This window comes from Paenibacillus sp. KS-LC4 (genome assembly GCF_036894955.1).
GTDB lineage: Bacteria > Bacillota > Bacilli > Paenibacillales > Paenibacillaceae > Pristimantibacillus.
The window spans coordinates 572,964-595,022 of the sequence record NZ_CP145905.1; the positions used below are offsets into that span (position 1 = coordinate 572,964).

At 49.9% G+C, this 22,059-nt stretch carries 23 protein-coding genes; 16 read left to right on the plus strand and 7 right to left on the minus strand.

Annotated features, from left to right (window positions below):
* Positions 1-106 precede the first annotated feature (106 nt).
* Positions 107-739 (minus strand): NUDIX domain-containing protein, encoded by a 633-nt coding sequence (locus V5J77_RS02485; protein WP_338554208.1) that lies wholly within the window; start codon positions 737-739, stop codon positions 107-109.
* 89 nt (positions 740-828) lie between these two features.
* Positions 829-1,335 carry a large conductance mechanosensitive channel protein MscL gene (gene mscL, locus V5J77_RS02490; RefSeq protein WP_338554209.1) on the minus strand — a complete coding sequence of 169 codons (507 nt, stop codon included), beginning with the start codon at positions 1,333-1,335 and terminating at the stop codon, positions 829-831.
* Positions 1,336-1,721: 386 nt separating this feature from the next.
* On the opposite strand from mscL, the gene V5J77_RS02495 reads away from it, so the two are divergent.
* The 4 genes from V5J77_RS02495 to V5J77_RS02510 all read left to right on the plus strand — a co-directional run bounded on the left by V5J77_RS02495 (position 1,722) and on the right by V5J77_RS02510 (position 6,763).
* Entirely contained in the window at positions 1,722-3,476 is a 1,755-nt protein-coding gene (locus V5J77_RS02495; protein ID WP_338554210.1) for an ATP-binding protein, read from the plus strand.
* An 88-nt stretch (positions 3,477-3,564) separates the two neighbouring features.
* Positions 3,565-4,335 (plus strand): sporulation protein, encoded by a 771-nt coding sequence (locus V5J77_RS02500; RefSeq protein WP_338554211.1) that lies wholly within the window; start codon positions 3,565-3,567, stop codon positions 4,333-4,335.
* A gap of 206 nt (positions 4,336-4,541) precedes the next feature.
* A complete protein-coding gene (locus tag V5J77_RS02505) occupies positions 4,542-5,681 on the plus strand; it encodes a DNA alkylation repair protein (protein WP_338554212.1) in 1,140 nt (379 codons plus the stop codon).
* Positions 5,678-6,763 (plus strand): aromatic acid exporter family protein, encoded by a 1,086-nt coding sequence (locus V5J77_RS02510; protein ID WP_338554213.1) that lies wholly within the window; start codon positions 5,678-5,680, stop codon positions 6,761-6,763. Before V5J77_RS02505 ends, V5J77_RS02510 begins: the two co-directional genes overlap by 4 nt.
* 126 nt (positions 6,764-6,889) lie before the next feature.
* On the opposite strand, the gene V5J77_RS02515 is transcribed toward V5J77_RS02510, so the two are convergent.
* Positions 6,890-7,201: a transposase gene (locus V5J77_RS02515; protein ID WP_338554214.1), complete on the minus strand. Its 312-nt coding sequence runs from the start codon at positions 7,199-7,201 to the stop codon at positions 6,890-6,892.
* A gap of 91 nt (positions 7,202-7,292) precedes the next feature.
* Positions 7,293-7,895, minus strand: coding sequence for a TVP38/TMEM64 family protein (locus tag V5J77_RS02520; RefSeq protein ID WP_338554215.1), 603 nt, complete (start codon positions 7,893-7,895; stop codon positions 7,293-7,295).
* A gap of 451 nt (positions 7,896-8,346) precedes the next feature.
* On the opposite strand from V5J77_RS02520, the gene V5J77_RS02525 reads away from it, so the two are divergent.
* Positions 8,347-9,324 (plus strand): aldo/keto reductase, encoded by a 978-nt coding sequence (locus tag V5J77_RS02525; protein WP_338554216.1) that lies wholly within the window; start codon positions 8,347-8,349, stop codon positions 9,322-9,324.
* Positions 9,325-9,346: 22 nt separating this feature from the next.
* On the opposite strand, the gene ilvA is transcribed toward V5J77_RS02525, so the two are convergent.
* Entirely contained in the window at positions 9,347-10,615 is a 1,269-nt protein-coding gene (gene ilvA / locus V5J77_RS02530) for a threonine ammonia-lyase IlvA (protein WP_338554217.1), read from the minus strand.
* 324 nt (positions 10,616-10,939) lie between these two features.
* Here ilvA and V5J77_RS02535 point away from each other — a divergent pair, with 324 nt between their 5' ends.
* The 9 genes from V5J77_RS02535 (at position 10,940) to V5J77_RS02575 (ending at position 17,980) form a co-directional block, all read left to right on the plus strand.
* Positions 10,940-11,779 (plus strand): hypothetical protein, encoded by an 840-nt coding sequence (locus V5J77_RS02535; protein ID WP_338554218.1) that lies wholly within the window; start codon positions 10,940-10,942, stop codon positions 11,777-11,779.
* A gap of 120 nt (positions 11,780-11,899) precedes the next feature.
* Positions 11,900-12,352 carry a flavodoxin gene (locus V5J77_RS02540; protein ID WP_338554219.1) on the plus strand — a complete coding sequence of 151 codons (453 nt, stop codon included), beginning with the start codon at positions 11,900-11,902 and terminating at the stop codon, positions 12,350-12,352.
* A gap of 54 nt (positions 12,353-12,406) precedes the next feature.
* A complete protein-coding gene (locus V5J77_RS02545; protein ID WP_338554220.1) occupies positions 12,407-13,198 on the plus strand; it encodes a hypothetical protein in 792 nt (263 codons plus the stop codon).
* A gap of 160 nt (positions 13,199-13,358) precedes the next feature.
* Positions 13,359-14,213, plus strand: a complete 855-nt coding sequence (locus V5J77_RS02550) for an AraC family transcriptional regulator (protein ID WP_338554221.1) — start codon at positions 13,359-13,361, stop codon at positions 14,211-14,213.
* A gap of 104 nt (positions 14,214-14,317) precedes the next feature.
* Positions 14,318-14,989 carry an SOS response-associated peptidase gene (locus V5J77_RS02555; RefSeq protein ID WP_338554222.1) on the plus strand — a complete coding sequence of 224 codons (672 nt, stop codon included), beginning with the start codon at positions 14,318-14,320 and terminating at the stop codon, positions 14,987-14,989.
* Between the two features lie 359 nt (positions 14,990-15,348).
* A complete protein-coding gene (locus tag V5J77_RS02560; protein WP_338554223.1) occupies positions 15,349-15,552 on the plus strand; it encodes a hypothetical protein in 204 nt (67 codons plus the stop codon).
* A 218-nt stretch (positions 15,553-15,770) separates the two neighbouring features.
* Positions 15,771-15,959 (plus strand): hypothetical protein, encoded by a 189-nt coding sequence (locus tag V5J77_RS02565; RefSeq protein WP_046229494.1) that lies wholly within the window; start codon positions 15,771-15,773, stop codon positions 15,957-15,959.
* A gap of 153 nt (positions 15,960-16,112) precedes the next feature.
* The gene (locus tag V5J77_RS02570; RefSeq protein ID WP_338554224.1) at positions 16,113-16,841 is read left to right on the plus strand and encodes a M24 family metallopeptidase; all 729 of its coding nucleotides are present in this window, start codon (positions 16,113-16,115) and stop codon (positions 16,839-16,841) included.
* Between the two features lie 482 nt (positions 16,842-17,323).
* The gene (locus V5J77_RS02575) at positions 17,324-17,980 is read left to right on the plus strand and encodes a hypothetical protein (RefSeq protein WP_338554225.1); all 657 of its coding nucleotides are present in this window, start codon (positions 17,324-17,326) and stop codon (positions 17,978-17,980) included.
* Positions 17,981-18,108: 128 nt separating this feature from the next.
* On the opposite strand, the gene V5J77_RS02580 is transcribed toward V5J77_RS02575, so the two are convergent.
* Together V5J77_RS02580 and V5J77_RS02585 are read right to left on the minus strand one after the other, a co-directional pair.
* Positions 18,109-19,083: an alpha/beta hydrolase gene (locus tag V5J77_RS02580; protein ID WP_338554226.1), complete on the minus strand. Its 975-nt coding sequence runs from the start codon at positions 19,081-19,083 to the stop codon at positions 18,109-18,111.
* A gap of 14 nt (positions 19,084-19,097) precedes the next feature.
* The gene (locus V5J77_RS02585; RefSeq protein ID WP_338554228.1) at positions 19,098-19,709 is read right to left on the minus strand and encodes a TetR/AcrR family transcriptional regulator; all 612 of its coding nucleotides are present in this window, start codon (positions 19,707-19,709) and stop codon (positions 19,098-19,100) included.
* Positions 19,710-20,070: 361 nt separating this feature from the next.
* On the opposite strand from V5J77_RS02585, the gene V5J77_RS02590 reads away from it, so the two are divergent.
* Positions 20,071-21,309, plus strand: coding sequence for a molybdopterin-dependent oxidoreductase (locus V5J77_RS02590; RefSeq protein ID WP_338554229.1), 1,239 nt, complete (start codon positions 20,071-20,073; stop codon positions 21,307-21,309).
* 274 nt (positions 21,310-21,583) lie between these two features.
* On the plus strand, positions 21,584-22,000 hold the full coding sequence (locus V5J77_RS02595; RefSeq protein WP_338554230.1) for a hypothetical protein: 417 nt from the start codon (positions 21,584-21,586) through the stop codon (positions 21,998-22,000).
* The last annotated feature ends 59 nt before the right edge of the window (positions 22,001-22,059 follow it).

Sequence of the window (22,059 nt, forward strand, 5' to 3'; positions counted from 1 at the left end):
CAGAGCCAGAGCCAGAGCCAGAGCCAAAGCCAAAGCCAAAGCCAGATTCAAAGGCAATGCCGCCCTGTGCCGCAGCAGCGCTCCACGGGCGGAGCCGCTTCAGCTGCTAGGTGCAATCGCGCAAGGCGCGCATTACGCTTGCGTAATATTCCGCCTTGCGCGGTACGAACTGCTCCGCCCGCACGCTCCTTACAGAAGGCGTCTGCTCGCCGTCCGGGCTTACAGCCACCCCTGATACGATTAGCTCCGTCCGCTCGTGCTCGAACAGCTGGAGCAGCTCGTTCAGGTCGGCCTCATACACGCCGGCCACCTCTTCGGCTTGCAGCTGTAATTCCATCAGCGGCAAGGAACAGACGAAGCCGAACACATCGCTGACCTCGCGGTCGATGAAACGGACGCCGCCAGCCGTTCCCTCGGTATCCTCACGCAGCTGTCCAAGCGGGATCAGGTCGCCGAAGCTAGCGGTTACGCCAATCTCCTCCTGCAGCTCGCGTGCGGCGTCGCGCATTGTTTCGCCTGCCGAGAGATGGCCGGCAACGGTAATGTCGTAGCAGTCGGGATAAGTATCCTTGCTCGACTGCCGCAATTGAAACCTAACGTAGCGGCGGTCTTTCTCCTTGCGCGTGAGCCAGCAGTGGAAGGAGCGGTGCCAGTAGCCTTTGGCATGCGTCTCCGAGCGGGTAGCTGTCCCGATTGGATTCATTTGCTCATCATAAATATCAAAATATTCCTCCGTCATAGCACGAACTCCTTTGTATAAAGAATAGGGCAGTTTGCGCGTTTAGAAACTGCAACGAAGAAGAATACCGCTAATTTCCTCGCAGCTCCTTAGTGAGAGCGTCCCGTATCCAAAGCTTCAAGCTGGGATGTGCAGTGCTTGCAGCGAGTCGCCTTCAGCGGAATGCTGGACAAGCAGTAAGGGCAATCCTTTTCCGTAGGGGCGGCCTCTGCGGGTGCTTCCTCTGCTTTGCTGCGGCGCAGCATATTAATGCCTTTAACGAGGAAGAAAATACAGACGGCAACGATGAAGAAATCCAGCATCACATTAATAAACTGTCCGTAGGCAATAACGGCAATGCCGTTTTTGGAAGCATCGTCGAGCGAGCGGATAATGGTACCGGCAGCCTCCAATTCCTCCGTATGCTTCGGGTTTAAGTTAATGAATAAGTCCTTAAAGTTAACTCCACCCAAAATTCGTCCAATCGGCGGCATAATAATGTCGTTCACAAGCGAAGTAACAATTTTGCCGAAGGCTCCGCCAATAATAACGCCGACTGCGAGGTCGATGACGTTGCCTTTAATCGCAAACTCCTTAAATTCCTGTACAATCTTCATCAAAATCTCTCCTTTATAAAATGAGCTTGCTCGGAAACAGCACATAAGCGAGCACAACAAATGCAGCCATTCAAAAGCGCTGATTGCTCTTTATTGTATATAAAATAAGCCAGAAACACCATTCCTAAAGCAGTCACCAAAAATATAATCCTTAAATTACATAAAATAACAATTACCCTTTATCAATTTGGTTGCAGGCAGCAGCGTCGGTACGATGCTCATTTCTAAAAATGCTAGTGGTAGCTTGGTCCAGGAGCGACACGTATTCGTCATTTTGCATCATTTTCCGCTTTTTTTGTGAAAAAGACATGTAAAAAGAGAGGATTTTATTGAATATTGTCGAATTTCAGTATTGTGAGTAAATTAATGGATATTTGAGGAGTTTTATGAATCACCAATTCGTTATGGGGAATCCCTTTTTTACACTGTTTTCATTTATGATTGTGTGCTTTGCCTGTTACACGCTGTTCAGCATGATTGGCTACTCGCCATTAGGCAGCAAAATAGTAGCATTCAGCCGCAAGCTCGGCAGTTCTTTCGTATTTGGTCTAGGCGTTTGGGCGATGCATGTGCTGGCCATATTCGGCTCGACTTATCCATTAGTTTTGGATTGGACGATGCTATGCACTTTGTTGGGCTGCATGGCTCTTACCTATGCTGCAATATCTGTATACGAAAGTGCCTGGCACGGATGGATGAGGAGGGTGCTAAGCAGCCTGCTGCTTGCTGTCGGCTCAACGACGCTGCACTATTTAAATCTGCTGGGGAGTTCGGTGAAAAGCTATGAGCTGGATCGTTATTTATTCATAGTGTCGATTATGGCTGCTTTTCTAGGGACGCTGGTCGCCTTTAATTTGTATGAAGGCAGAGGAAAGAATGGCAAGCTGATCAGTTGTCTTGTTCTCGGTCTGTCGATGATTATTATGCACACAATAGGCATGCAGGCTATTAAGGTGGAGTATGTGAATGTGTATACGACCGACAGCATGAACGATTCAATGATGCTCATGTCGTTTCTGCTGGGCATTGCCACAATGCTCATATTCAGCTTCTGCTTATCCACATGGATGTTCAGTCGCAAATACAGTATGGTTGATGCCAATTATAAGCTGTTGGTCGAAAATTCCCTTGATACGATAGCGATTATCAAAGCGGGAAAATGGCAATATTTCAATCCTTCCGGTTTGCGGTTGTTTGAGGCGGACAGCGAGGATGAATTGATCGGTATGTCGATTTACAATTTTCTTCATGAGAAGCATCATGAGGAAATTCGCCAATTGCTGGGCGATGAAGAGAACAAGGATCTGCTGCGCCATAAGCCTGTTGAATTGGACTGGAGAACCGTACATGGCAAGCTGCTGCATACCGAATTGGTGCGAACAAGCACAAGCCATACGGGCAGCCTTGCTTATCAGGTCATTATCCGCGATATATCGGAGCGCAAAAAAAATGAGGTGCTGCTGATTAATTCTGAGAAGCTGTACATCGCAGGCCAACTGGCTGCCGGAATTGCTCATGAAATTCGCAATCCGCTCACTTCGCTGAAAGGGTTTCTTCAGCTCATTGCATCCGGGCGCAGCAACAATCATTATTATGACATTATGAAATCCGAGCTGATCCGAATTGAATCTATTGTGAGCGAGCTGTTAATGCTGTCCAAGCCGCAGGTATATCAGCTGTGCTACAGGGATGTGCGCCCGATTATGGCGGAATCGGTGACGCTGCTGGAGACGCAGGCCGTTATGCACAATATTGAAATCCGGCTGGATATGGCTGCGGAACCGCTTTACGTCTTCGGCGTGGAAAATCAAATCAAGCAGGTGTTTATCAATGTTATTAAAAATGCAATCGAGGCGATGGCCAGCGGCGGTCTCATTCTCATTACGCTAGAGCTTGTGCAAAAGACGCGAATTGTCATCCGCATTCAGGATGAGGGTCCTGGAATTGCGAAGGAGCAGCTTTCTAAGATCGGCCAGCCCTTTTATTCGACGAAGGATAGGGGGACGGGGCTTGGTCTTATGGTTACCTACAAAATCGTCGACAACCACCTCGGCAGCATCAAGGCGGACAGTATTATGGGGAAAGGGACGACCTTCATTATTCAGCTTCCCTATCGCAAAGACCCTGAAGAAAATACGTGAAACTGTTGCCGGACATTTTTGCAACGCAAGAAGAGGACTCGACGTACAACCGAATAGCTACAAAAAAATTATTCGGTGAGGTGTCCTTATGTTTAATCGGTTATTAGCAAGCATTGGCATTGGCTCGGCAAAAATTGATACTTTGCTGGAAAAATCCCGTTATTCGCCAGGTGAAGAAGTACGCGGCGTCGTACAAATCCGCGGCGGAAGCGTGGAGCAGCGCATAGAGAAGATCGAGCTGTCCGTAATGACCGAATACATCCGTGAGAGTAATGATCAGAAGCACAAACATAACTGTGTGATTGGAAAATATCCGGTCAGTCAGCCATTTGAGCTGAAGGCTGGAGAAAATCGTGAAGTGCCGTTTTCCTTTCAGCTGCCTTTTCAAACGCCGCTCACATTAGGGAAAACGCCAATATGGGTAAGAACCGAGCTGGATATTCGCGGTGCCATCGACCCCGGCGATAATGATCGCATTGACGTTGTGCCAAATGCAGCGATGGCTCTGGTGCTTGAAGCGGTTCAGCAGCTTGGCTTCCGTCTGCGTGAAGCAGATTGCGAATACGCTTCACGGCTTGGACGCTCGCTGCCTTTCGTGCAGGAGCTGGAATTTATCCCAGCCGGAGGGCCGTTCCGCGGCAAGCTGGATGAGCTGGAGATTATTTTTTATCCGGAGGCTCATCAGATCGAACTGCTGCTGCAAATTGACCGCAAAGCGCGCGGTCTTGGCGGCTTCTTCGCTGAAGCGATGAATATGGATGAGACGTTCGTTCGCATCGCTTTTACGCAGCAGCATCTACAAGCCGGGACGCAAGCGATTGCGAGCCAGCTTGAGAAAATAATCGCCCGGCACGCTTAGCCTGTAAGCGCCGAATCAGAGGTGCTGCGGCGAGAAGCGCCATAGCAAATAGCAGCAGCCTGTCCGCCGCGAGTTTATAACGCGGTGGGCGGGCTATTTTTCAATCTAACGTTAGGCATGGGTGGTTTGATTTGTTGCTATTACTTCCGGTTGCAGGTTATGGCATAATAGATGGAGCATGTTTGATTATACTGGAGGAGCTAACGATGGCAGAACCGCTAAAGGCCTTATACGATGGCTTATTCATAGAAAATTTTGGAGCGCTGGTGCGCTCGGCTTTGCCAGCCTTTGATGAGGCAGGCTTCGCGGCGGCAGTACGAGCTGGAGATTGGGAGGAGCTGGCGCTCAAGGCGCGCTCACGGCGAATTACCGAAGCGCTTGGCGATTTCTTGCCGAGCCATTACGAGGCTGCGCTTGAGGTGCTGATGCAGATCGACTCGCAGTGCCGTGGCTTGCCTTATATTTTCTTCCCGGATTTTGTGGAAGTATACGGTATGGCGCCGCAGCATTTTGACCGGTCGATGCAGGCGCTGGCGCGGTTTACCCGTTATTCGACGGGAGAGTTTGCTGTACGTCCCTTTCTGCTTGCTGATCCTGAGCGCATGATGCGGCAAATGCTGATATGGGCTGATGATGAGGATGAGCATGTACGCCGGCTGGCGAGCGAAGGGACGCGTCCGCGTCTGCCTTGGGCGCAGGCGCTGCCGATGTTCAAGCGCGACCCGCAGCCGATTGTTCCGCTGCTGGACAAGCTGAAGGCCGATTCTTCGCTGTATGTCCGCAAAAGCGTGGCGAACAATCTCAATGATATTGCCAAAGACCATCCTGATGTAGTCGTGGCGCTAGCCCGGCAATGGTCCGGCAACAATCCGCTGACGGACTGGATTATAAGGCGCGGCTGCCGTACGCTGGTGAAGCAAGCCCATCCGGCACTAATGGAGCTATTCGGCTATGCTGCTGCTGCTGGAGAAGGCGAAGCAGGCGGCGAGAGTGGCACTTCATTAACGGTGCATGCTGAGCTTCAAGCTATGCCTAAGGTCGTGCACATAGGCGACGAGGCGCGGTTTAGCTGCGTCATTAGGCTGCGGGATGGAGACGCGCTCAAGCTGCGAATCGAATATGGTATTGATTTTATTAAAGCTTCGGGCAAGCCTTCGCAGAAGCGCTTCCTTCTGTCTGACCGCGAGTATGCGGGAGGAGTGGAAGTGACGCTGTCGCGTGTGCACCGCTTCGCCGACTTGACGACGCGCAAGCATTATCCGGGCATTCACCGCATTACGCTGTGGGTGAATGGGGTGCAGATTGCAAAGACGGAGCTTCAACTGGAGGAGGCGCGCAGCAAATGAATATTGGAGCCCGTGTTTTGAAGACCGGATTGTCCGTAACGCTGGCGATTTTTCTAAGCCAGTTTTTCGGTTTTCCGTCCAGTCTCATTACAGCAGTAGCTGCTATTTTGACAATTCAGCCTTCCATCTACCGTTCCTGGCAGCAAATTCTCGATCAAATTCAGACGAACCTGCTAGGAGCAGGAATTGCCCTTGCTGCGATGAAGGTATTCGGACATACGCCGATTGCGGTGGGCCTCGTCTGCATTGCCGTTATCCTTATTTGTATCCGTTTGAAAATGGAAGCGACCATCGGAGTCACCCTCGTCATGGTTATTGCGATTATGGAAGCCCATGGACAAGGCTTTGATGTGGCGCTGCAACGCTTTTTAATGGTTCTTACGGGTATGGGAGCTGCCTTCACGATTAATGTGCTCGTGTTTCCTCCACGCCCGCGCAAGCAATTTACGGAGCAGGTGCATCTCGCTTATGGGCAAATGTCCTTGCTGCTGCGAACCGCCGTTTCCAATGAAATGAAGGAGAGCGTGTTCCGGCAGGAGAAGGAAACGTTGCATGTGTCGGTGCGTAAGCTGGAGGATCGCTACACCTTGTTCGAGGAGGAGCGCAAGGTGCTTGCCCAAGCTAAAATAAGCCATGCCAGACAGCTGCTCGTCTCCAAGCAGACGATTAAGGCGCTGCAAAAGGGCGTTGATCTGCTTGAGGCTGTGGAGGAGCATTATTTTGCCGCTGCCGGGGCGGGGAAATGGGCGCAGCGCTTCGATCACCAAATTGAGGAGCTGACCAAATATCATGAATCGATTTTACTGAAAATCGAGGGCAAGATGAAGCCGAACCTGAGCTTCGAGCCGGAGGAGGAGCGTGAAGCCCGCCTCATTACCGACCTGACGGATTATTTCCGCGAGGGGCGGGACGAGCATAAGCGCCTCGTGTTCGTCGCGTCGGCTATTTTCGAATATGCCTACCATCTGCGGAGGCTGGAGAAGATCGTGGATCAGGTTCAGCAGCGCGGCATGTCGCCCGAGGAATGGACGACAGAAACGAATGCCAGAGGCAGAGAGGCTAAGGTCAGCGCACAGGAATAACAGACAGCTGCTTAAAGGCGAGTGCAAAAAAACCGTCCTTCATCAAACGATCGAACATTTGATGAAGAGGCGGTTTTTTATTTTTCACGTTGCTTGCTATTGGCAGCCCGTAAGTCCATTCATAGGCTATTCGGTCTTATTGCTGCCCTCATGGCGCCTTGGATGCTGCATATGCGCTTCGGGATCATTGTCATCGTCCTTGGGGATGAGCCGCGGATCGGTCCGCCCTTCATGATGGTTGTCGAAGTCTAGCTCCACCAGCCGCCAAGTCGCCGTCCCCATCTGGGGATCGGCTGGAAACACCTCGCCGCGCTCCAGCTTCTCTTCACGATTCCAATCGTTGCGGTATACGCCCGCCACTTCAACATGCTCGCCCGACATCGGCTTCATCTCATTGTATTGATGCTGCTGCTCTTGGTCCAATTGCTGTTCGTTCATCGTATCTCCCTTTCCAGGCCTGCATAGTCCGTCCAACATGACGGCGGGTCATTCTGCTTTAGCATGCCTCAAAAGGGAATATGTATGAGTGCTAATGGATATAACGTTTTTCCAGCCGCTTGCCGCCGAACCACATCAGCACAATGACGATGCAGGCAACGACGATGCGCCAAGGCTCGTGGGCGAAGTTCCCAATATCAAAGCTGAGCAGCGACACGCATAAAATCATGACTGCCTTGCCCAGAACGGTTGCGATGATGAACGTGCGGAAGGGTACCGCGCTTAAGCCCGACACAATGTTAATGAGCGAGGACGGCGAAAATGGAAAGCAGGCCAGCAGGAACAGCGGCGTAAAGCCGCGATGCTCGATCCATTCGAAGAACCGCCCGGATTTCGGGAAGCGCCGCTCGACTTTTGCTTTGACATTTTTCCCGAGCCTGCGCACGACCAAGAAGACGCCGATGGCCCCAGCAGAAACGCCAATCCAGGAAAATAAGAAGCCGAACCACAGGCCGAAAATATTAGCATTGGCCGCCACAATGGCCAGCAAAGGCAGAAAGGGCAGAAAGGCCTCCAGCAGAGGCAGCACAATGCCAAGCAGGGGTCCAAATTCCCGATAGCTTTCCAGAGTGCGCTGTAGATGCTCTAAATCCATATGCTTTATTTGTTCTATCCAATTTTGCAGCAACGCCATACATTAACACCCTCGCTCGCTTGATCAAAATATCAGCCGTTCCAGAAAACATCGTATGGCTTAAACAATACCAGAAAATAGCGGCAGATGCCAAGCTTGCGCATGTGGGACAAGCGAGCCCTTCCAGCTCGTTATCCCTGCTCTAAAATAGACGCCTTGCGGGAGGATGCCGATTGATAATATTGGACAGCTCGATCAGAGCAAGCAAAACTAATATGGAAGAAAATAGTGCCATCCCATCACACTCTCTAGTAAATGCGTAGCTTATGCCGTTGCACATGACGGGCTTATTTTTACCTCTGCAACTAAATTTTACCCGTAATCAGTGTTAATGTTTCTTATGTGAAACAGTAGGTTTTACATGCGCTTTCAGCTTGGTTGTGGACTTTCGGTTATGTATAATAGGAAGGGTATGGCAATCAAAAAAAGATTGAAGGAGTGACTTTCTTTTATGCAATACACTTATTTAGGTCAGTCAGGTTTGCGCGTTAGTCGGTTATGCCTGGGTACCATGAATTTTGGTGTGGATACAGATGAGAAGGAAGCGTTCCGGATTTTGGATGCCGCTTTAGATGCGGGAATTAATTTTATGGATACGGCGAACATTTATGGCTGGGGCGAAAACGCTGGACGGACGGAAGAAATTATTGGAAAATGGTTCAGTCAAGGCGGCGGACGCCGTGAGCGTACCGTGCTTGCGACCAAAGTATATGGCGATATGTTTGATGACCATGATGGGCCGAACCGTGAGGCTGGCTTGTCCGCTTATAAAATTCGCCGCCATCTCGATAGCTCGCTGCGTCGTTTGCAGACGGATCATATCGAGCTGTATCAGATGCACCATGTGGATCGCAACGTCCATTGGAATGAGCTCTGGAGCGCATTCGAAACAGCTGTCTCGCAAGGCAAAATCGGGTATGTCGGCTCCAGCAACTTCGCGGGCTGGGATATTGCTGTGGCGCAGGGCGAAGCAAAAGCGAGAGGGATTTTGGGGCTCGTATCCGAGCAGCACAAATATAATTTGCTGTGCCGTTTGCCGGAGCTGGAGGTGCTTCCTGCATCGAAGGCGCTTGGTCTTGGCGTTATTCCATGGAGTCCACTGGATGGGGGACTGCTTGCGGGCAATCACCGCAGGGATAATGGCGGGCGTCGTAGTGGAGACACGAAGCGTCTGGACAAGCACCGCGCGCAACTGGGCGAATATAGCAAGCTTTGTGATGAACTGGGTGAACCTGAGGATCTCGTATCGCTCGCATGGCTGCTGGCTAATCCTGCGGTTACAGCTCCTATTATTGGGGTGCGAACGCTGGAGCAGTTCGAGCGCTCGCTTCGTGCGGTGGAGCTAGAGCTGGATAGCGCGACGCTCGCCCGTATTGATGAGATTTTCCCAGGACCGGGCGGCGATGCGCCTAAAGCTTACGCTTGGTAATTGATTATAAAATAACCGTTCATCAAATTAATAAATTGAATAATACAGGGTCTTTGTTCAGCTCGATGAAGGAATAGCCTTTCATCTGCATACGGCTGATCAAGGGCCCATAGTCCTCGCGGTGCTTAAGCTCAATGCCGACGAGTGAGGGGCCATTGTCCTTATTGTGCTTTTTCGTATACTCGAAGCGGGTGATGTCATCGGTTGGACCGAGCACATCATCGAGAAATTCTCGCAGCGCACCCGCGCGCTGCGGGAAATTTAACATGAAATAATGCTTGTATCCTTCATAAATGAGCGAACGCTCCTTAATCTCCTGCATGCGGTCAATATCGTTATTCCCTCCACTAATGACGCACACGACGGTTTTCCCGGCAATCTGATCCCGGAACATTTCAAGCGCGGCTATAGGCAGCGCACCGGCTGGCTCCGCTACAATCGCATTTTCATTGTAGAGATCGAGCATGGTCGTACAAATTTTGCCCTCGGGAACAGGCACGGTATCATCGAGCAATTCGCGGCAGATCGCGAACGTCAGCTTGCCAATCCTCTTCACAGCAGCGCCATCGACGAATTTGTCGATGTGCTCAAGCGTAACGACTTCCCCTGCATCTAGCGATTCGCGCAGCGACTGAGCCCCTTCCGGTTCTACGCCAATCACTTTCGTTTCCGGCGAAATGGCTTTTACATATGAAGCGACACCAGCAGCAAGGCCGCCGCCGCCTACGGCTACAAATACAAAATCCGGCACCGTATCCGACGCCTCCATCAGCTCTTGTCCGACTGTGCCATTGCCAGCTATAATTTTCAAATCGTCAAAAGGATGAATGAAAGCCGTACCGCTGCGCTCGCTCTCCTTAATAGCTTCTGCATAAGCATCATCAAAGGTGTCGCCAGTCAATATAACCTCGACACTGTCGCCGCCGAAGAAGGATACTTGATTTACTTTCTGGCGCGGCGTTGTGCTAGGCATATAAATTTTGCCTGGGATGCCCAGCGCATGGCAGGAGTAGGCAACGCCCTGCGCATGATTGCCTGCGCTTGCGCAGACGACACCTGCGGCAAGCCGCTCCGGCGGCAGGGAACGCATTAAATGGTAGGCACCGCGAATTTTAAAGGAACGCACAATTTGCAAATCCTCGCGTTTCAGCAGGACATTGCAGCCGTAGCGCTCGGAGAGCACGCGATTATATTGCAAGGGCGTGCGGAGAATGACGTCTTTCAAATGCATTTGGGCGTGAACGATGTCTTCCAGCCCAACTCTAGGCGAATGAGAGGATAAAAATTCCATGTGAGGCCACCTTCCGGGATTAACAGTTTGCGAAAGCTTCTAAACGCGCCGCGCCGCCAAAGGACTACGACAGCCGTTTCATCTTCCTTATTGTTGCCCATTATAGCACTATCGCAGGCAATGTATAACCATGGAATTACAGGTGGAGGGCCAAGGAGTATGGCAAAAGAATGAACAACGGGCGAAAGCTGTCGACAGTTAGGCACATTTTCCAAATCCAATAGATAATGATTGACATTAGATATGAGAATAGTTATCATATACTACGGAAGTGATAATCATTATCAGTATGTCCAAGTATACATTGATGGAGCTGGTTTAATCGTGGCAGAGTTTAATCGCAAGGAGCATCAAATGAATGATGCGCCAGCCGAAACGGGCAAGCCGTGGAATTGGCAGCTGTTCCCGTTCTCATCAGTGAAGGCAGGCGAGGATGCGTTGTTCGTGGCATCTATTGGTTATGGCGTCTATCAGATTAATGGCGAAGAGCAATGGTTAAAGCTTAGTGCAGGGATGCCGCAATCGGCGATGGTTAATCGACTGCAGCTTCAAAGCAGCGTGCTTCATGCCTGCACGAGTGAAGGACTATATCAATATAAAAATGGGCAATGGGTGAATGATGGTCTCGCCATTCCTTGTTATCAATACCGGATGCTTGGCGGCACAGGCTATGCAGCAACCGATTATGGGCTGTGGTCAATTACGGGAAGCCGCTGGGAAAAGTCAGCCTGCGCCGACAAGCGGGTGTATGATTTTATGAACCTGCCGCAATATCTGGTCGTCGGTCATGAAAGCGGAGTCGCGCTGTACGACCGTTTTATGGATGAATGGGCCGAGTTTGAGCTGGGCCGTGCGGTTATAAGCCTTGCTGTATACCGGGGACATCTCATTGGCGTCAGCGATCGCGGCGAGCTGATGATTGGGGACAAGAAAGGGCAGTTTGACCGTATCCGCTTCAGCAAGCAGTTTATTTTCTCCATTGTTGTGAAGGGGAAAGATATTTATGTATGTACGGATAAAGGCTTGTTCCAGCTCGCTTATATCCGCAATCAAGTAACGCTGCTGTCTGTGAAGCTGGGTATTCCGGTCACGGATGTAGATATGCAGGGCGACAGCCTGTATATGGCCACGTTGTTTCAAGGTATTCAAATGATGGATGCCTAGTTCATATAAAATCAGCCATCGGCGTGTGGAGGAGAGGCTGCTTTCGCCCAGCTGATGGGAAACAAGGCAGCCGATTGTCCAAAAAGGCGACGGCTATTTACACTTGGGAGGAATGTATAGGTGTCTAAGGTAATTGTTGTATACGCGAGCATGACGGGTAATACAGAGGAAATGGCTGAGGCAATTGTTGCTGGAGCACAGGAAGCGGGCGTTGAAGTTGTGTCGAAGGAAGCTTTCGATGCAAATGCAGCTGATTTGCTGGAGTACGATGGCATCATAATCGGCGCGTATACTTGGGGAGACGGCGAGCTTCCAGATGAAATTCTTGACTTCTACGAGGAGCTTGAAGGACTTGATCTCAGCGGTCGGAAAGCAGCCGTATTCGGTTCGGGGGATTCCTCCTATCCTGTATTTTGCGGCGCGGTTGATACCATCGAGGCGAAGCTGCGCGAGCTAGGAGCGGAAATTGTTTCCGAAAGCCTGAAGGTGGAATACAACCCTTCCGATGATGAGAAGGAACAATGCAAAAGCTTAGGCAAGCAAGTAGCTGGTCTTGTAACTGTAGCGGGCTAATAAGCAGGGCGGCTGTTGCTTAAATGACCCGCAAGAAAGATGAGGTGACCGATTATGGAGCAATCCGCAGCAGTAAAGCTGATTGAGGATTACAAGTTGGAAGAGCTGCTGCGCTGTCCCTATCGGTTCATTAAACGGCAGACGGCGAAGAAGCGGGCAGGCGAAGTGAATGGGCGCCAGCTTATGCAATTCGCCGTCAGCCATATTGTGAATGACTTTTATGAGCTGCCGCCCCATGCCCGTACAGCTAATGTAGTAAAGAGGCTGGCGGAGCGCTGGTGGACGCCGCGAGTAGCTAAATTCGATAATGCGGAGCATTATTGGGATGCGAAGCTGCAAGCGATTGTACATTTGACGGCTTTTTTATTGGAGGAGCAAGAGGCGGCGCCGATTATTCAATTTGAGCAGCATCGCACCTTTGTTGAGCCGCTTGATATGGAGCTCACTCAAATCTTTCAAATTGTCGCCGAGGACCCGTATGGGACGAATACCGATTATATTGTGCAAAAGTTTGTTGTGGACGAGGATGAGGATGTCATCGTTACGTTCCAGCATATGACCGCCGTATTTTGCGACAGTGCTTTCGGCAAGCTGCCTAGTCGAATTGATGTTTTATCGGTAATGAGCGGTCAGCGGATTTCCTATTATCCAAGCGAAGCTGATATCGCTCAATCCTTGGATTATATGAGGCTTGTACAGACGATGCTGCCCGAAGCCGAATGGCTGCGCAAAAGCAACAATGAAGCGGAGTGCCGGAGCTGTCCGCTGCGAAGCGAATGCTTCAGCAAGACATCAGAGGCAGCAACGGAGGCTGGGCGGATAAAGTCAGCAAGTCTTACTATGTAGGCTAGAGCATCGTTCGATGGTTCATCGAACGATGCTCTTTTTTTCATGCTCATTATTAGGAATATGCATCCGAAGGCAAAGGTAGACAAACGATTGTTAGTTATGTAACATGGGGCATACATAAATACTAACTTACATCGTTGCACAAGGAGAGATTGTCGTGTCAGAGGAACTGCTGCTAACGTTTCGTTCGCCGCCGCTGCCCTTTTTTATAGAATCAAACCGCCGTACATATCAAGCGGGTGAGGAGCATCCGAACCGGACTAATATTGGCGTATTCGATATGCTGTTCGTGCATGAAGGCGCTCTGCATCTTGCGGAAGGGGATAATAAATGGCTGCTTGGCCCAGGGGATGTGCTTATTTTACGGCCGGACAGCTATCATTATTCGTATCGGCCTTGTCAGGAGACGACCGTGTTCGACTGGCTCCATTTTCAAACGGTGGGTGCATGGGAAGAAACCGAGGGGAGTCAATCGGGCTCCTTGAGGGGAGACTATTATACATATGCCATTCGGCTGCCGAAAAAAATTCACTTGTCTTACCCGGACGAGGTGAAGCTCATCTTCGCACAGCTGCATGATGCCGCGCAAAGCTCGTCGCATGGCGCGTTCTGGGAGCGGCAGCAGCGTTTTCTGCATCTGTTGCAAATGCTGGATGAAGGCTGGCGTTCGGATGCCGCAAGAGCAGGTGTATCGGTCGCAGAACGCGCCGCGGCCTATTTGAAAATGAATTACCGCAGTCCGATCAGCAATGGCATGCTCAGCGAAGTGCTGCAGCTGCATACTAACTATATAACGCGCTGTATGACTGAGGTGTTCGGTTGTACGCCGCAGCAATATTTGCTTTATTACAGGCTGGATCAAGCGAAGCTGCTCCTTATTAAGACAGACTGGACGATTTCCCGCATCGCGGAGGAAACGGGCTTCCGTCAAACGCCGCATTTCTCGCGGCTGTTTGCTGCTCATACCGGAATGCCGCCGCTAAAATTCCGCAAGCGTTTTACGACAAATTAAACCAATAAGTGAATAAAGAACCTCCTCATATGCAAATAATGGGCAAGACGATATTTTGAGCACAGCGGAATGCTTGCCCGCACAGCTTAGAGGGGGATATACAGATGATTGAGCGATATTCGGTTAGGGCAAATGTCGATGATTTGGTTCGGTCGTTCCAGGTTGGGAATATAATTGATTGTGATGTGACTAGATTTAATATAGCACCGACCCAGTCGGTTTCCATTGTCATGAATGACCGCTTAGGCGAGCGGACGCTTCAGGATGCCAGATGGGGCTTGTTTCCGTTCTGGGCGAAGGATTCCGTAAATGCGGATTGCGAACGGCTGTCTGAAAAGCCATTTTTCGAGCGGATGCTGCGCAGGCAGCGCTGTGTTGTACCATGCAGCGGCTTCTTTGGCTGGCAGCAGTATGGGCAGGAGCGAGAACCAAGGGCGATGCATATTGTTGTGCCGAGCCAGCGATTGTTTGGTGTGGCGGGGTTCTTTGATGCCTGGAAAAATTATCAGGGGCAGGAAGTGCGCGCTTTTACGATGATTACGGCCAGCTCTTCAGGGGCGTTATCCGGCTGGCAGCCTCGTTTACCTATCGTGCTTGACGAGGAAGGACTGGAGGATTGGCTCAATCCGCGCATTCATGATTTTCGTGCACTGCGCAAGCATCTCGATCCGCTGGACTCCTATCAGCTAAGAGCTTATCCGGTAACGAATGCGGTAGGCAACGAAGCGTACGAGTCGCCGGATTGCATTCAGGAAATTATGCCGGATTTTGCGTAGCAACGGCAGAGTGGCTTAGTCCGCTTATTAGTTCTATAAGAAGCTTTAAGCCAAGCCTTCGTTCCGAGGATTGTATGGAAGCGGAGGTTTTTTTGAATCAAATAAGAAAGGGCTTACATTGTGGCTCGACGGGGTAATTCGTTCCTAAGGCAGTTGAAGCTAGGCAGGGATTTCGTTATAATGAAACCTATATTTGGGAATATCTGTAGCTCAAAATGATGCGGTTATTTGCCGATAGTTACAAATATAAGGTCTTATAAATATCGCCTGTTATTGGCGTATATTTTATCCGTGAAACGGTAGCTTTGCCGCCGGAGGACGGCGATAACGTTTCACTTTGTTAGAGAGGAGCTGGGAGCATGGTTCAGGGCTGGGTCACTGCGCTGGTGCTGGCGTTCGGTATTGCGGTCGCTGTGTTTGGTGTTGTTGCCTATTTACGAATGTTTCACAAAGACCGAAGCGCAGCTTCTGTCCGTTCATCCATAGAGCGCCATGCTAGTGCTGACGAGGCTTCCGCCGGTGAGGAGGAGCGCGACCCTCCGCTAGACAGGACGCCCGATTAGCATTTTTTGCATAGATTATACGCCTGGTGGACGAGACCGTCAAATGCATGCTTTCCCAAGTGTAGCATAAATGTTATAATAGTAAGAAAAGTTCAAACATTTTGAATCATCAAACCATGGTGACGCTTGACCGATGGGAGTCCGGCGGTGTTTTAGCCGAATGTGTTCTCGGAATTTGTTGTTTAGGACGACCATCCAACGTTAAGGGAGGAGATTTCATGGCGAAGCACAGCCAGAATGAAGTCAAGGAAAGCCTGAAAGAACTTACGAGAATTTTCCAACCCAAGGATTCACGCAAATTTGTTAGGGATTACATTCGAAAGTACCGGATTACCGGCGGCTACGAGGAAGAATTAACATTGCTGGTGGAAGATGAAATGGGCAAGCTCAACTCCTCAGTCGGCTAATCGCATGGTTATACGGGCTCTATTCCCTTCGAGGGGGGTAGGGCCCTTTTGTTTTGAAGGGATAGAAAACAAAGCATTACACGAATTGTTCACATTCGTGAGAATGACCGCTTTGCTCCTCGAATATGGTGAATAGAGGAGGGAGGTTTGGATATGCTGACGAAGCTTGCGCTTGGCACGGAAGAGCAGTATGTACAGCATGCAGGGAGCATCATAGCTGCATGCCACAAAGAGCTGTCAAAGCGGATTACCTGCGGGGTGACAACGCTTGAAATTGAGCGTTTTACGGAGCGATTCATGCTGGAAAGAGGGGCGTTTCCAGCCTACAAGGGGCGCAAAGGTTATCCGTTCGCCATTTATGCCTCGGTAAACGGGATGCTGCGCGGCGGGTTTCCCGGCACGGCTCCTCTGTCCAGCGGTGATATGGTCAAAATCGAAATGATTGCCGGGGTGGATGGCGGCGCGGCTGAATTCGCCTGGACGTATGCGATAGGCGATCCCTTGCCGCATGCCCGCAAGCTGCTGCGCACCGCGCAGCACACGCTGAATCGCGGCATTGCCGAGGCGAAGGCAGGCAAAAGCGCTGGAGATATTATCGTAGCTATCCATACTTCAGCAGCTAAATCGGGCTGCCTAGTCATGAACAGCATGCCGGATATCGCGGTACACGGCATTCTTCAGCGACTAGAGCAGGGAGAGATGCGCCCGGTGGAGCAGCCAGAGGAGTTGCTCACCGAGGGCATGATTTTGACGATTGATTTAATCGCGGGCTCAGGCACGCTGGCGGGTGACACTGCCAGTGTTGAGCCGGGACTTGCGACAGCGCATGTCAAGCATACCGTTGCGGTTACCCGCTCGGGCCCGGTTGTGCTAACAAAATGAAGCGGATAACGCTGTACGCTCAGGCTCGAAAATCCCGCTCGCTTCCTCATTTGATGGGGAGCGCGCGGGATTTATTTTTTCACAAGTTGCGATTGTTGAAGATCCCTGCAACTCGTGACACGTACTGCTTGTTCGGCGGACTGAGGTTCCGTTATTTTAGCTTTTTGGTGGGTTTTGGGATACAAGCGGACAGGAGAGGCGTTATCGCCCTCCATATCCCAGCACAGTGGTCGTTTTCAGCGAAATAGCTGCTTCTGAGTCCGATTGCCTGAGCATAACTCGTGATTGGGTTGGAATAGCGGCTGCTGTGTCCAGCAAAGTCTATCCTAAGCAAGGAGAGAGCCGCTGAGATGAAGTATACGAGGATGAGGATTCCTCCCGAAATGTTTGCATGCACGCTCTAGCATGCACGCTCCAGCTTGAGCAGCTTTTTCTTGCGGCGGATTAGGAGATATAATAGGAAGAAAGAGAATGAAGCGGAGGTGAGCAGGCTGCAATTGTTTGTGATGCTAGCGGATGTAGACGGGATAAATCGGAGCAAGACATTTTTGGAGGATCACTTCGTATGCCTGTATGGCCCGGGGCTTGGCAAGTTGGAGCCCTTCGACGAGGAAGCGTGCAAGGTGCGATTAATGGAGGCTTATCATCTGGAGGGTACGGCACTGACTGAGCGTATTGCAGAGCTTCGATTGTTCGTGGAGATAGCGGCAGACGGAGATTATGTGCTTTTAGTGGATGACGATAAGGTGCATGTGGGTGATTTAGGCGAATATTATTATGTGCTGAATGCAGATAACAAGGAGGACGGCAGCTGCCATCGACGCGGTGTAACCTGGCTCAAAAGCTTGCCGCACAGCATGCTCGCCCCGGAGCTACAGTCATTGATAGCCAAGGTGATAGCCGAAGGTCTATTTCTTGCTAGGCATGAGCAGCCCGTAACCGCTTGGCAGATGGAGCTATGGTTGAGCGGGGCTGCGGGAAGCAGCGAACAGAGTGAGTCGTTTTTTGACATAGATCATAAGACAATTAGAGAAGCGGTGGATATTTTAAGGCTAGCTATGCAGGCTGAGGATGTAGAGCGCCGTGAGAGGGCAGCGGCAGCTATTCTGCAATATGCGTCTCGTTCTCGCTTTTCGTAAGCAACATGCGTGGAGGCCACTAAAATTTAATACTCCCATTTAATACTCCCTGTAAGGCAAAAGCAAGGTAGAGCTCCTCTTCATTTCTTGAGGACGCTGTACCTTGCTTTTTCAGCATAAAGGGTTAATTATTTTCCAACATACTCATCCATAAAGCGATCTACCCTTTGAAAATATTCAGTGGGGTAATGGTTGATTGCATCAATGTGCTCCGTATTTTGCGGGTACCATACTTCTGCACTTGGATTCTCTTTTAAGGATTCGTAAATAGCTTCCGTATTTTTATAGCTGATTTGCTGATCTCCTGTGCCATGAATGAGCATAACGGGCTTTTTTTGCAGCTTTTTTACCGTATCCATTGGGGAGATGGAATCTAAATCAACGCCGTAGGCCCAATTTGCCAGCCATGTCGATGTATAACTAAAGGGGAACGCAGGCAAGCCTGAAAAGAAAGGCAAGCCCTCTCTCAAAAATAAACCCGCATTGCGAAACGGACTATCTGCAATAACGGCTTCGATGTCATCACTTTCACTTGCGGCTAGCAAGGAAGTAGCAGCACCCATTGAAAAACCGATAACGCCAATGCGATCACCCGTATGGCCTCGGGCTTTTAAATAGCTTACAGCTCCCAGCAAATCGTATTTTTCATTGAAGCCCAGTGTAATCAAATCTCCGTCGGAGTTGCCTTGCGAGCTGAGGTCAAATGCCAAAACATTGTAGCCCTTCGGAACGAAATGCTCTACTAGCTTTGGAGTCCGTCCTTTAACTAAACGGTTGCTTGTATAGCCGTGGACGACAATAATCGTCTTATTGCTCGCTTCACCGGAAAGGCTATTTGCAGGGAAAAAGGAGCCTCTAATCGTATTATCATTTTTCAAGCTTGGGAACTCGACTTCTTCGTAGGGCGTTTTATCAACGTTCAATTCGTAGCTGACATTAGTGTCTCTTGGGTGATGCAGCAAGGTGTCGACTACTTTATAAGAGATAAAAAATACAAGGCCCGCCACAAGCACAAGCGTTATCCCTAGGCTCCATAGAATTTTCTTCCGTTTTTTCATACGCATAATAAAGCTCTGCTCCGGTTGTATAGATAATTGGCTCATTAAAACTCCTCCAGTTATTTTCCAGGTTGTATGGGAGCGAACAAATAATAGGCATGCCCCTTCAGATTTTCCCACTCAGGATGATGGACAATACTTTCTCCAAGAGTTAAGCCCACTCCATTTAAGAAGGAGATATAGCTGCGGGAGATCATTGCTGGAGAAAAGCTTTTGTCGAATTCTCCCATTAGCTGTCCCTTGGCATAAACGGATTCAATCGCATCTGTCATGACTTTAGTGCTTTCAAGAACCTTCTCAGTAAGCTCAGGGAATCTGGTTCGTTGTCCTAAAACAGATTGGGCAAGCCTCAATTCATTGGTATAGAAGTAGATATCGTCGAATTGCTCTTTCACCATGTTCTTAATTAAGGCGCTGGGGCTCCCTTCTTGTTGAAGACAAGCAAGCGATTTTTGCTGAATATCAGCAAGCGGCTCAAGGACGGCAGCGTGGTACAAAGACTCTTTGCTCGGGAAATATTGAAAAATGGTTCCGGGAGTCACTCCCACCTTCTCTGCAATGAGAGCCGTCGTCGTATTTGAATAGCCCCCTTCTGCAAAAAGGATAACCGCTTCTTTCAGTATGCGTTTGCGCCGCTCTAGTTTTTTCTCTTCATTGACGGGTCTAGCCACATGTATGCTCCTCTCTTTAAACGAAACCTCCATTAATTAAATGACTGATCAATTAATTAATAATATAGCTCAAATGCTGAAGTATAGCAAGATTGAAATTTATTTAGTTGCGGGCAGGCTCTTTTGGATGTCGTGACTGATCGCAGCCTCTAGGGTTATTAATCTTTTCGTAATAAGCTGTTCATACTTTTGTAAGCACTTTGTTGCCAGTTGTTTAGCTTTGTTTGCTAAGCTTGATCCATCGTTTCGTAATGACAGGTGTCAGGCGCTATAATAGAGTTAAGAGGGCTGGGACGACTGAGAATGAGCAGCCGCACATGGTAGTTAAAGTTAGGGAGCTTGGGAAGGGGACGTGTCAAAAATGAGTTCATTCATTGAGCGTTTACGCAAGGGTTACGGGAAAAAGCTTATTTCGCTGCACGCTTGGAACGGGTGGATCGTTGTGATTTTGGCTTTGACGGGACTGATGCTGCTGGGCGGTTTTTGGCGCGGTTTTCTGGGCGAAGGCCGAGTATGGCTAAAATGGCTCCACATCGTTGTCGGCATCGCTTCGCTGCTGCCTGTCGTTTATTATTTGGCTCTCGCCGCTAAGCACTGGAAGCAAATAAAGGATAAGCCGTGGCAGAAATTTAATGTAATCGTCGTGCTGGCGCTGCTCGCAGGCTGGTTTTTATCTGGTGTGCTGCTCTGGCAGTTTAGAGTAGTGGGGCCTGAAATATCGAACGCGGCACTGCTTGTACATGATTTGCTGACGTGGATTGGTCTGCCTTACATCATCTACCATTCCATTACAAGGACAAAATGGCTCAAGCAGCCGCAACGTCGCACTATAAAGCCGGTTCGTGAGGAAACGATTCATCCAGCAGCGGGACCGCAAGCGGTATATTCACGGAGACAGGTAATCAAATGGACGCTGGGCGCGGGAATTGCGATTGCGCTCGGGCCTTCTTTTCTAAAGTGGGTAGGCGGGGCGCTTGGAACTGGCTTCGGAGGAGCTTCGACGATTGATGAGCTTGTTGCGGAAAATGGCAATAAGCTGCTGCCGGAGCCGCAGCCGCTTCCGGCTTCGCTTCCGCCTACGGGCGGCGGGGCAAAGGGGAATTTTCGCGTATACACGGTAACACCGATTCCGAAATTCGATAATAGCAATTGGTCGTTTACGATTGATGGCTTGGTCGATCAGCGCTTGCAGTGGAATTGGGAGCAGTTCGTGGCGCTGAAGCGAACAGTGCAGGTGAGCGATTTTCATTGCGTGACGGGCTGGTCCGTGTACAACAATACGTGGGAAGGGATTCCGCTTAAGGAGCTGCTGAAAAGCGCAGGTGTTCAGTCGAAAGCGCAGACGGTGAAATTTTATTCCGGCGATGGTGTATACACCGATACACTGACGCTGGAGCAGGCGGATATGGACGACGTCATGGTCGCCGTCATGCATGATGGCAAGCCGATTCCAAGCGATCTCGGCGGCCCGGTCAAGCTGATTGTGCCGAAAATGTACGCCTACAAGTCGGTCAAATGGCTGAACCGCATTGAACTGATTGAAGGTGAGCATATCGGATATTGGGAACAGCGCGGGTATGCGAATGATGCGTGGGTGTAAGGGGCTGAGAGGAATGGGCAGCGCTTGGAAAGAGATTTTGGAGAGTTAGTGAGTTAGAGAGATAATGAGTGATTTAATGTGTTAATGAGAGAGAAATTGAGTGAGTGAGACATGAGTTGGGATTAATTGGACATTGTTGGACTTCAAATGCTGTTTAGATATTTGTAAGGATTTAGCAATACTTTTGCAAGCGGGTCGTTCTTGAATGGTTAGTTTTTATTGTTAAGCTGTACTTGCGAAACAATAATAACTATTTTTCAAGGGGGAAACGGTTGTGAAAAAAGGTATTCTGATGGTTATGCTTGTAGGAAGCATGCTTGCGCTGAGCGCGTGCAATGCGAATAACGCGATGAGCAAGGAGAAAATGAACGACACGAATATGAGTAATACTAGTCAGATGGATGAGAAGAAGGACATGGATGACATGGGCAAGATGGATGAGAAGAAGGACATGGATGACATGGGCAAGATGGATGAGAAGAAGGACATGGACGACATGAGCAAGATGGACGAGAAGAAGGACATGGATGACATGAGCAAGATGGACGAGAAGAAGGACATGGATGACATGGGCAAGATGGACGAGAAGAAGGACATGGATGACATGGGCAAGATGGACGAGAAGAAGGACATGGACGATATGGGCAAGATGGATGAGAAAAAAGGCATGGATGATAAGTCGATGAAGTAAGGCTGTAAGCTGGCAGTATACAACATTGGATTAGGACAATACAACGCTGGCAAGACATA